At 52.0% G+C, this 11,172-nt stretch carries 9 protein-coding genes and 1 pseudogene; 4 read left to right on the top strand and 6 right to left on the bottom strand.

What is annotated here, in order from left to right:
• The first annotated feature begins 32 nt into the window (after positions 1–32).
• Positions 33–1,396, top strand: a pseudogene (locus tag HPC62_RS24130) (transposase).
• A gap of 97 nt (positions 1,397–1,493) precedes the next feature.
• Here HPC62_RS24130 and tnpC read toward each other — a convergent pair.
• The 4 genes from tnpC to HPC62_RS06195 form a co-directional block, all read right to left on the bottom strand.
• Entirely contained in the window at positions 1,494–2,378 is an 885-nt protein-coding gene (gene tnpC / locus HPC62_RS06210; protein ID WP_172354234.1) for an IS66 family transposase, read from the bottom strand.
• Positions 2,379–2,394: 16 nt separating this feature from the next.
• Complete coding sequence (locus tag HPC62_RS06205; RefSeq protein ID WP_172354233.1) at positions 2,395–2,940, bottom strand: IS630 family transposase; 546 nt, start codon at positions 2,938–2,940, stop codon at positions 2,395–2,397.
• A 20-nt stretch (positions 2,941–2,960) separates the two neighbouring features.
• The gene (locus HPC62_RS06200; RefSeq protein ID WP_172354232.1) at positions 2,961–3,461 is read right to left on the bottom strand and encodes a helix-turn-helix domain-containing protein; all 501 of its coding nucleotides are present in this window, start codon (positions 3,459–3,461) and stop codon (positions 2,961–2,963) included.
• A gap of 428 nt (positions 3,462–3,889) precedes the next feature.
• Positions 3,890–4,210: an ArsR/SmtB family transcription factor gene (locus tag HPC62_RS06195; RefSeq protein ID WP_009555830.1), complete on the bottom strand. Its 321-nt coding sequence runs from the start codon at positions 4,208–4,210 to the stop codon at positions 3,890–3,892.
• A 905-nt stretch (positions 4,211–5,115) separates the two neighbouring features.
• On the opposite strand from HPC62_RS06195, the gene HPC62_RS06190 reads away from it, so the two are divergent.
• Together HPC62_RS06190 and HPC62_RS06185 are read left to right on the top strand one after the other, a co-directional pair.
• Entirely contained in the window at positions 5,116–6,717 is a 1,602-nt protein-coding gene (locus HPC62_RS06190) for a SulP family inorganic anion transporter (protein ID WP_225910611.1), read from the top strand.
• A gap of 210 nt (positions 6,718–6,927) precedes the next feature.
• Complete coding sequence (locus HPC62_RS06185; protein WP_228721714.1) at positions 6,928–7,380, top strand: carbonic anhydrase; 453 nt, start codon at positions 6,928–6,930, stop codon at positions 7,378–7,380.
• A gap of 12 nt (positions 7,381–7,392) precedes the next feature.
• Here HPC62_RS06185 and HPC62_RS06180 read toward each other — a convergent pair.
• Positions 7,393–8,207, bottom strand: a protein-coding gene (locus HPC62_RS06180; protein ID WP_172354229.1) for an IS5 family transposase whose coding sequence is annotated in 2 segments (ribosomal slippage) — positions 7,393–7,829 and positions 7,829–8,207 — 816 coding nt in all. Because the reading frame shifts where the segments join, the coding sequence is not laid out codon by codon here.
• A gap of 607 nt (positions 8,208–8,814) precedes the next feature.
• Here HPC62_RS06180 and HPC62_RS06175 point away from each other — a divergent pair.
• Positions 8,815–9,264 (top strand): ATP-binding protein, encoded by a 450-nt coding sequence (locus tag HPC62_RS06175; protein WP_172354228.1) that lies wholly within the window; start codon positions 8,815–8,817, stop codon positions 9,262–9,264.
• 6 nt (positions 9,265–9,270) lie between these two features.
• On the opposite strand, the gene larC is transcribed toward HPC62_RS06175, so the two are convergent.
• Positions 9,271–10,941: a nickel pincer cofactor biosynthesis protein LarC gene (gene larC, locus HPC62_RS06170; protein ID WP_172354227.1), complete on the bottom strand. Its 1,671-nt coding sequence runs from the start codon at positions 10,939–10,941 to the stop codon at positions 9,271–9,273.
• Between the last annotated feature and the right edge of the window lie 231 nt (positions 10,942–11,172).

The following is an 11,172-nucleotide window of genomic DNA, read 5'->3' as shown; positions in this document are numbered from 1 at the left end:
AAGGTCAATGAAGTACAACCAACATTGACCCCATGATTTTCAACGAACTTCAGCAATTTCGCCAAACGTTGTATGCCAGCTTGGGAAACGCCAGAGATGCCCTGTTTGATCTGATGGATGCCGTGTTAGTGAGTGCGTGCATCGTGTCGTTTGTGAGGCTATCGCAGAGTCCTGTCTTTCGTCGCCAGTGGTCGAGCACCTATGAAGCGTTGCGCGATAGCCGCCTACCCCGATCAAAGGTGCTGAAGCTGTTGGTGCAGCAGATACCGACTCAGCAGCAACCGTTGTTGGCAGGTGATGCGAGTCGGTGGAACCGTCCTGCTGCCAGGCGTTTGAAAGACCGCACCTTATCAGGCAGAACAGGACATGCCCCGATAGCCGGACAAAACTACAGTACCTTAGCCTGGATTGCTGAAGACAGGGGCAGTTGGGCATTACCATTGCGGCATGAGCGCATCACCAGCTTTGAAACACCCGCCAGTAAAGCGGCATTCCAACTCAAACAAGTGACTCGTTTGAAACACCCGCCAGTAAAGCGGCATTCCAACTCAAACAAGTGACTCGGCAGTTAGCGGTGCGTCCGTTGGCGATCTACGACCGAGGGTACGGCAATGCCAGTTTTGTCAACCAAACGGCAGGGATTGAGGCAGACTTGCTGCTGCGGGTTACATCCAATCGATGTGTCTATGGCGCGCCCCCAGCGTATCGAGGGCGAGGCGCACCTGCCAAGCATGGACATAAGATGAAACTCAATGACCCTGACACTTGGAGTGTCCCGGTCGAAACCGTTGAAGTCGATGATCCCAACTGGGGACGAGTGCGGGTCAGTCGTTGGAGTGCATACCATTTCCGCAAATCCCCCAAACGGGCAATGGAAGTGTTGCGCGTGGAGGTGCTGGAGACACAGAGCAGCACGCGACGCTTGGCTCCTTTGTGGTTAGTTTGGCTGGGTGAGCAGATGCCTCCGTTAGAAACCCTGTGGTTGCACTACCTCCGTCGCTTTGCCATTGAACACTGGTATCGCTTTGCCAAGCAGAGGCTATATTGGACACATCCCCAGTTCAGTTCTGTATCGGCAACCGAACAGTGGAGCAGCCTGATGCCGTTGCTCAGTTGGCAGTTGTGGTTAGCGCGAAAGGACTGTACTGACCACCCCTTGCCCTGGCAGGCACCGCAAGAAACGTTGACTCCGGGTCGGGTCGCACAAGCGTTTGCAGGCATTTTGGCAGCGATTGGCACCCCTGCTCCTGCGCCTAAACCTCGTGGTAAATCGCCAGGACGAGGCAAGGGGCACAAGCCAACTCCTCGTCCCTGCTATCCGATGGTCAAAAAACGAGCCTCGAAACGCAAGACATCCGAACAATCCCTGAACAGTCCGGTTGCAACAGCAGCTTAACTGCGAGCAGGATTGTATCCAATTCCTTAAGTTCAACTGTTATGAACGGTTGAGCAGATTCTTTATGGCATCCTGTTGAGCATTATTGTGATGCCAGTTAGTCCAAACTAAAGTTAGTCCAAACTAAAGCATTATTAGTCGGCGGGATTGCCTCATCGGTCAGAAACAGTAACAGATGAGCGCGAATCTTCTGATAGCGTTTGAGCAACCTTTGTCCCTCGACTGATTTGGGCTGCAAGTTGAGAAGCTCTCGGAGTGACCCACGCAATCGAGCGCAATACTGTTCGACGGTCGAGGTGGCAAGGATCTGTCGTCGCCGTTGCAAGGCGATGGCTTTGAGCAACAGCCGTTTCATCCGGGGCGCAAACAAATCATCCCCTGCATCAATCGCATACTGACAATCACGCAGTTGATGCGCTAGACATACTTGCCAGTCTTGGGCCGGATGGGCTGCCTGAGCACTGAATAAGTCAGACACCCAAATCTGCGGTTGATGCCCAGCCATCACGGTATCAATGACCGTTTTGCCACGAGTGGGACGAATCCCATGCAGACACACCTGGTCGTTTTGAAACACCCATTCCCACTGGTTTTTCCCATTCACCCGCGCCCCGGTTTCATCCCTACCAACTAGCCGAGCACTGCGTAAACGTTCCACGATCTTGGCAATTGGAGTTTCTAGCTGCCCCTGCACCCGTTGCAAGAGATTGGCAATGGCTCCTTCCGACAGCTTTAGACCGTAAAGGTCGCCCATCAAGTGGCTCAACCGTTGGTAGCTGATCGCATGGCTGTAGCGTAGATAGGTGACTAGACTCGCAACACTCGTACCAAAGGGAGACCCTGGCTCTAATCCGACTGGAACCGGAGCCTCATACGCCTTTTGGCAACACTGACAAGTCCCACCGTAGCGTTCAACTCGGGTGATGTGAGGGGTCAATCGGGGCAATTCAATGCGCTCGTAAATCCCACTCAATCGCTGCATTGATAATATCAATTCTCTAAATACCCGCTACACATAGAGCATCGACAATCCAATCCCACTGAGTCAGCGATCGCAGCGACTCCGCCGAAAGGCGACAAACCCACTGGCTGATGGCGTGCTGGAGTTGGCAAACATCATCAAAGTGAACCCAAGCTAGCTCCCGCTTGAGTTCCCGCCAGACCCGCTCAATGGGATTGACCTCAGGGCAATAAGGCGGCTGAAACACCAAGATGACATTGTCCGGTATCGTCAGGGTCTGAGCCGTATGGGCTGCGGCATTATCCACCTGAATCAGATGTAAATCATCGGGGAACTGAGCCGCAAAGCTGTGCAAAAACGCCTCAAAACAGGAACTGTCGAGATGAGAAAACTCGACTATCCACGATGCACCGCTCAGCGGTTCCACTAGACCGTACAGCCACCGATACACAAAGTCCCATTGAACTGAACCAATCGGCTGCACCCCAAAGCCCGTCAACTTGCGATGTTGAACCGTCAGCAGTCCGACGCGGCTCTCATCGCTGCACCAATAGCGGATTCGCCCCCCGTAGCGTTGTCTCAAGGCTGGCGGAATCGACTGGCTTATCTGGGCTGCAAGGTTTGCTGAACGGACTCGCACGCCCCAGGAGTCTGCTTCTTTGACACCGGACGGGGCACTTTGAGCTTCGCTTTGAGCCGATAGCGCACCGTCTTATGCACCGTCTTGTAGGGGACGGGTTGACCATGTACCGCTGCGAGCCACTGCTGCACTGCTCCATAACTGCTAAAGCCTTCTGGATCTTGCAGTTCCCGCTCCAAAGATGCCAGGACTTCACCGCTAATCGCTCGCGGTCGTCCACTGCGAGATGCCACCTTCACCAACGCTTCGAGTCCACTCTGTCGATACTGGCTCAGCCAACGAGACACGGTCGTGCGATGGCAACCGCTCAGTTGGGCTAACTGCTCAACGCTCTTCGCTTGTCCGGTTTTTAACCACCACAACACCTGTACTTTACGGCGCTGTGATGACCGTTGCTGTTGTTCCAAGACGGCTTTTAGTTCTTCTGCTGTTTCAGCGATATCGATTTTGAGGACTCCACTCATGGCGGCTCGCTCTAACGTCTTCTTATATGTAGCAGATCTTTGGAGATTTGATATCAGTGTGCAACGTCCCAAAAGGTATCCGGGGGGCGATCGCCCAAAGGTGTCGGTGCTGCCAGATGAGGGCGATCGCTCAGTTTGTTTGCAACGTCATTCATCAAGCAGCAAAGCGTCACGCAGCAGGTGGGTTGAGACCGTTATCTGGGATTGTTCGCGGCGACGAAACGCACTCAGAGTACGGTGGGTAGGGGCAGTTAGGTTTGGGATAGCTTGGGAGTAGCAGAGTAAGGGTCAGCCAAACCGGCCAGTGCATGCTCCCACTGACAACGCTGTTGCAGCGGATCGACCGTTCTTGCTCGTAGAGCGACAAAGCCAGTCTGCAACTGCTGACCCTTGCCGTTATATGGCTTCAGTGGGGATGGCGATGCTTCTTACTCCAACTGTTCAAGGGCATCGCGGACATCCACTAGGTGATTGTTGAACACTTCAAGTGCCGCATCGAGAACTTTAAACAAAGCGGGATCACGTACAGAGTAGAACACATAGTTCCCTTGCTTGCGGCTGGTGACTAAATTGCGACTCCGCAGCACAGCTAACTGCTGAGAAACAGCCGAAGCTTCAATTTCAAGCCATTCTGCGATATAGCCGACGCTTTGTTCTCCCAGTCGTAGCGCATCTAAAATTTGAATTCGCACAGGGTTTGACAAGACTTTGAACAGGTCGGCTTTGAAGTAGCTGGGCTTGAATGTCATTGTACGCTTATCTCTATAGCTTCAAGTTTTGCTAGATAGCTTATCATTTACCCTGGCAAGGGGTACCCTGAACTGCGCCAGCTAACGGGTTATGTCGCTCAAACAATTGCGTGATGATTATGTGGGTCAATGACTGCGCTGAAACCATGATCGACATCGAAAATTTTAACGTCAAGCATTGTGTTATCTAGTTTATTTCCTGTATTTCATCGAGCTAAAAAGGAATTACTCTAGAGGTGCATCAAACATGACCTCAAAAAAGGAATTGGGATATATTCGCTGCATAAAACTGCAATGGCGCTCAGCTTCTATGCGTGATGAAAATCGACTGACTATTAGACTTTGCATCGATGGTAATTGACGAATAACACACCAATCCAACCCTTGAGTCGTCGATGCAGAAAGCTGATTTTCAAACTTGCGAACAAAATAATTCATTGAGAAGCTTGCCAAAAATTCGGACATAGAAACCCTGCACCGCTCCCCGAGCAGTGCCTATGGGCAGGTAGCCATTGCACAACTAAGAGCTGACAGAGACTATAACTTGAGTATATGCAGCAACATTAGCATATGCAAGACTTTGAAGATAGATACATGCTAGGATGCAAAACTAATGGAGGTCGATTTCAATTGTGGCGCTAGGTCGCTCTGGACAATTGCTGGGGCAATGTTTCCTGAGCCATGAGGCTGGAAAGCTGCTTGAGGGCATAAAAGATGTAGCTCTGCTCGTTTTGGCGGTATTTCGCTTCAGATCGCTCCCATGAGTGATGCACCTCCAGACAACTAGGGCATTTCAAATTTAAGTAAGGAGTTTTACGTATCTAATGATCGATCAGGCTGTAACTGCGACAGACAGTAATCGTTTCCGCTGGCGAAACCTATTAGTACACTGGCGGGGCGATTTGATGGGAGGCTTGACGGCAGCGGTGGTGGCCCTGCCTTTGGCGCTTGCCTTCGCGATCGCCAGTGGCGTTGATCCCAAAGCCGGACTCTACACGGCGATTGTGGCCGGTGGCGTTGCTGCCCTCTTCGGCGGCTCCCCGGTGCAAATTACTGGTCCCACTGGGGCGATGGCTGTGATTTTGTTGGGTATTGTTGCTAAGTACGGCATCGAAAAGGTTTGGCTGGCTGGAGTCATGGCGGGGCTGATTCAGATTGCCTTAGGCGTGGCTAAATTAGGACGTTTGGTCAAGTTTATTCCCTACCCCGTCACAGCTGGGTTCACCAATGGCATCGCCATCATCATCTTTTGTGGGCAGTTGAATAATTTCCTGGGATTAACATTGCCTCGCAGAGAACACTTTTTGCCTGGTTTATGGGAAACCTTGCATCATCTATCCGAGGGGCACTGGTCGTCGATCGCGATCGCGACTGTGGTGATTGTCACCAAGCTTCTGTGGGCTAAACTGCGAACTCCTATTCCCGGCTCATTGGTGGGGTTAGTGTTGGCAGCGCTATTGGTATCGGGATTACACCTCGATGTCCCCACTATTGGCTCGATTCCCCAGGCATTGCCGATGCCCCACGGTATTCCCCACTGGCAAGACTTTGGCCTAATTCAGGAATTGATCAAACCAGCTTTAGCCCTAGCGGCTCTGGGGAGCATTGAATCGCTGCTATCAGCGGTGGTGGCGGATGGCATGACTGTCAGCGAAAAACACGATAGCGATCGCGAATTGATCGGTCAAGGCATTGCCAACATGGTTGTGCCCTTCTTTGGGGGCATCCCCGCGACAGGCGCGATCGCCCGCACTGCGGTCAACATTCGCTCTGGGGGCAAAACCCGACTCTCTGGCATCATTCACAGTCTGGTGCTACTGCTGATCGTGCTACTGCTAGCGCCCTTAGCGGCTCGAATTCCCCTAGCAGCCCTCGCTGGAATTTTGATGGTTACCAGTTTGCGGATGCTGGAATGGGAGGCGATCGGCTTACTAATGCGGGCAACCTATGCCGACTTCGCCGTTATGGTATTGACCTGGGCAGTGACCATTTGCTTTGACCTAGTTCTAGCCGTGGAAGTCGGGTTGATTGCTGCCGGAGCACTCTTTATCAAGCGGATGAGTGAATTGAGCATGGGCAAAATTCCTGAAACAGAAGCCTTCCCCCCCGGCATTCCCCTAGAGTTGGGCAAACAAATCGCAGTATATCGGGTGGATGGCCCCATGTTTTTTGGTGCCGCCGAACGCTTTGTCACCTTCCTCCGTGATGAACCTGAAGTACGCTACCTGATTCTGCGGATGCGGTTTGTTCCTAATATGGACACTACAGGGTTAGTCGCCCTTGAAGACATATACCACGATCTGAAGCGACGGGGCTGTCAACTATTGCTTAGTGGCTTACAGCCAGAGGTCAAGCAACTCCTCGAACGCACAGGCTTGCTTGAGCGCATTGGTGTGGAGAACTGTTTTGACAGTACTGATGCTGCCGTCAGATCCCTCACCTCTCAGTTATTTTGTGAGTTGCCGTCGCCCTCCCGTCAGAAAAATTCTGAGAAAATCACGGTCTAAATTTACACGGTCTAAATTGAAAAGCTCAGGGGGAGGCGGTCAAGCCTACCCTCATACCTCTGGCATAATGCTCCAACCGAATCTATGGCTAAACCTTTTCAGGCTGAGTTCAATAATTCTTGTTGCTGTTGTCACCAAGCAGCTAGAGTGACTCGCCGACACTTTCTAAAGGGGGTATTGACTACTGGACTAGTCTCTAGTGTAAATCTGATGTTTCCCCAAAGCGCCCGGGCCAGTGAACATCAAGCCGAGGCATTGGTGCTGACCTGTATCGACTTTCGCTTTGTGGACTTGGAACAATCCTTTTTGTCCGGTCAGCATTTAGATCAAGCCTATGATTGGGTCACCTTAGCCGGAGCATCCCTAGCTCTCACTGGGTTTCCCCACCCCGCAGAGGCAGAAGCATTTTGGGATCAGTTGGCGTTGTCTAGACAATTGCATAACATCAGCAAAGTAGTCATTATCGACCACCAAGACTGTGGAGCCTACGCCAGTGTATACAAACAGCCATTCTCTGATCTGATATCTGAGCAAAACCTTCATACTCAATATCTGACTCAAGCCTATGAGCAAATTCGGCAGCGCTACCCTGACTTAGACGTAGAGCTTTATTTTGCTAAGCTCACAGGTGAAGTCAGTTTGATATCTTCTCATCAGAGCTGATTTATAAAGTAGCTAAGCTGCCAAGCGCTTGAGCATCAATTGAATCATGGCACCGTAGATCATGGCTTCACTCATTTCGCAATACAATTCGTAGTCTTTGCTCAAGCGTCGATAGCGATTCAACCAGCCAAAAGTTCGCTCCACAATCCAGCGCTTAGGCAGAATTTCAAACGACTTGGAGGTTCGTTTGATGACTTCTACGCGGACAGGTTCTCCACAGACCTGTTGGACTGCATGGGCAAACTTCTTGCCGCTATACCCCTGGTCTACCCACACCACCTCAAGCCGGGAGAGTTTATCGCTGGCTTCATCGAGCGTGACCACGGCTCCAAGCCGTTCTGAGGCATTCGCTTCGGTGACTAATACCCCAATTAAAAGCCCTTGGGAGTCTACAACGAGGTGGCGCTTACGCCCCTTAACCTTTTTGCCACCGTCGAAACCGTAGATGCCCCCCTTTTTTCGGTGGTCTTGACCGATTGGGAATCAGCAATTGCCACACTGGAGTCTATGGTTCTGCCCATTTTCTGCCGCAGGTCTGCTCGGCGTTGGTCGTGCATCTGCTGCCAAATCCCCTTACGATGCCATTTGCGAAAGTAGAAGTACACCGTTGTATACGGGGGAAGGTCATGCGGTAGCATTTCCCACTGGCATCCAGTACGCTGCACGTAGAAGATTGCGTTGAGGATTTCTCGAAAGTCCACTTCACGGGGACGACCAAAGCCTTTACCGGCAGGTATCAGCGGTTGCAAAACGCTCCATTCTGCATCACTCATATCACTGGGATAGGCTTTGCGCTTGGGATTGGCGATTTCCGGTAGGCGACTCATAGGCGGGCTTCAGAAGCATCTCTTTCAGACTAAGAGCTAATTTATGAAGCAAATCTTAAGAAGCCTGAAACTCTTGGCATGTGTGGCTTTGAGGTCATGTTTGCCCAGGAAAAGCGGTTTCTCGGAAATCCTTGATTAACAAGGCTTTCAGGCTCCTTTACAAATTAGCTCTAAGAACTTGGGGCGATCGCGCTGTTGACTATTGTTCTGCCCAAAGATTTTGTAGCTTAGCTCACAGAAGTCCGTCTAAACCCGGTTGCAACACTACATCCAAGATGAGGGAAACCCCGCCCCAGTGGGTAATTGCCGCCCAAAAAGCAGGGATTACCGACTAGCTGTGCTAAAATTGCAGTGTAAAACATAAGTGCGCTACCCATTTGCGTTGCTGCTTTTTAGTTGCAGTTTTTTTGACTTAGGATTTTTTTAATTTAGGTTGCATTCAAGCTATTGCGCTTTACTCACAATCTTCCTCTAGTAGGGGGTTTTCAGACTCATTCATTTAGCCTCAGCTTCTAAAGATAAGTTTCACTTTTTTAAAGTCCTACTTTTGAACTGAGCCGAGCAAGGTTCATCCGCTGTCCCTTTGTACGCCAGTGAGGATCATCGAGTGATCGCAATCACACCTCGTCCCAATGGGCGAAAGTGGGGTACTGTAAGCTTTGCGTCTACTTTGCATCTGGGTCCAGTCTTGGACTTGCTGCTGGCTGACATTCCGCCGCGCTGGAGAGCAGAGGTGCGTCTGGGACTTCAGGAAGCGCTGGTTAACGCAGCAAAGCACGGCAATAATCTCGACCCAAACAAAACCATTCTGGTTGAGTTCTACATTGTCAATAACGAACACTGGTGGATCATTTCCGACCAAGGCTGCGGGTTTGACCCTGCGGGCCCATGCCGAGAGGATTGTGTCGGTCGATCGCCCCAAGAGCAGCGAGACTGCGGGCGCGGACTCTATATTCTCCACCAGATTTTTGACCAGGTACACTGGAATACGGACGGCACAGAGCTTCGCCTTTGCAAGCAGGTTCGGAGCCGGGGGCGTTTGCCACTCCTCTCTTAGTAGACACTAGTGGGCGCTCTCTGCCCGAAGTTGGGTCTTTGGATTCCGATTCTCCCAGGCGCGTAAGGCGGCTCGATGCACGTCGCTCCAAGAAACTTGGCGATCGCGGGCAATTTTGGCACAATCTTCATACTCTGGCTGGACGTTGAGCAGTTCTCCGCTAACGGGATGTTTCCCCAGCTTCATTGGGACTTCTCCAAATTCCGTCTCGACCGTCTGAAATTCTCGATCGAGGGTGGTTCGCTGCTGCACTGACTCACGAATACCCAGCGTCGTAGTTTCGCGAAACAGGACGGCTTTGCAAATTTCGGCCAGGTCAATTGGGCAAATCACCGTAATCAGCGTGCCCAGGCGCGATTTTTTCATGGTCACAGGCTGCGTAAACACGTCCAGCGCTCCGGCTGCCAGCAGAGATTCTAGCGTGTAGGCGATCGCCTGCGGGTTTGCATCGTCAATCTGCGTCTCCAGAACCGTCACCTGGGAATTGGCTCCTGGCTCAGCAGTGGACGCTACGGCTCTAGCAGACTGGGGTAAGGGAATCCCCGATGGAGCGGTGTGAGTCGTCTGTCGATAGGCCCAGCTACCTGCCCCCAGTTCGGAGGATTCTCCAATCCACAGCCGCAGAATATTGGGAATCGGCAGCTCGCGCCCGCCCGCGCCCAGCCCCACGCGGGTCAGCGTCATCGGGGGCGGCGGCCCAAAGCTGGCTGCCAGGGTCGTGGCGATCGCCGCCCCGGTCGGGGTCACCAGTTCTCGCTCGATGCCGTTGCTGTAGACTGGCACCTGCCGCAGTTCCCACAGTTTCAGCACCGCAGGCGAAGGAACCGGGAGCCGTCCATGGGCGGCCCAAATCGTGCCCCCGCCCGTTGGCATCGCCGAGCAATAAAGCTGCTCAATACCCAGCCAGTCCAACCCCAAACAGGTTCCCACGATATCCACAATGGCATCTGTCGCTCCGACTTCGTGGAAGTGAACCGCCTCGATGGGAATGCCGTGAACCGCGCTTTCGGCGATCGCCAACTGCCGAAACACTGCCAAACTCCACGCTTCGGCCCGAGGCGACAATCCTGCTGCCGAGATCAACTGCTCGATGTCTGCCAGATGCCGCGTGCCTGCGTGATGGTGTGAGGCAAGATCATGAGACGGATGCTCAGAATCACGAATCGCGTCTGTGGCATTGTCTAAAGAATGGGGATAAGCAGCCGGATGCTTGTGTGGATGCGGATGAAAATGACTTGCAGAATCATCGGAAAAATCAGACTTATGCGTGTGACTATGACTCTGGTGAGGATGTGGATGAGAATGTGAATCCGAATACTTTCCTGAATACCGCTCGACCATATTTTGATTAATACTTTGATTAGTTAAATCATCAGATAAATCATTAGAGTGAGGTTGAGCATAGGCACGCTGAAAGGTTGAATGAACATCAACGCCTGGCTCTCGATGAGCCAACGCCTCTGGATCAGGCAAGGCGTTTAGATCCACATGCAGTTTTGTTGCCGATTGCCCGTTTCGCTGCACGGTTTCGACTCGTAGCATATATTCATGGGAAATGCCCAATCGCCGAAGCTGCGTTTCCAAATACTCCAGCGGCAACCCTGCGTGAATCAGCGCCCCTAGGCACATATCTCCGGCAATACCCGTCGGGCAGTCTAGATACGCAATCTTGGTCATAGATGAGCCTTGGAGTTGAGAATTGGAATCGAGAAATTGGAGTTGAAAAAGTTGAGAGAACTAAACCGCTAGGCGGTGTCTTAAAACTTTCTAGGTCGTTGATTGCCTTGAGTCGATCCCCCTAAATCCCCCTTAATAAGGGGGACTTGCAGAGTGGTTCGGCTCGGCTCCCCCCTTTTTTAAGGGGGGCTGAGGGGGGATCGAAGGGTTTCAAAACACGCCCTAAGACAG

The sequence above is a fragment of the Thermoleptolyngbya sichuanensis A183 genome, assembly GCF_013177315.1.
Taxonomy (GTDB): domain Bacteria; phylum Cyanobacteriota; class Cyanobacteriia; order Elainellales; family Elainellaceae; genus Thermoleptolyngbya; species Thermoleptolyngbya sichuanensis.
Note: the sequence above shows the minus strand (reverse complement) of the source record. Positions and strands in the feature narration are given on the sequence as shown.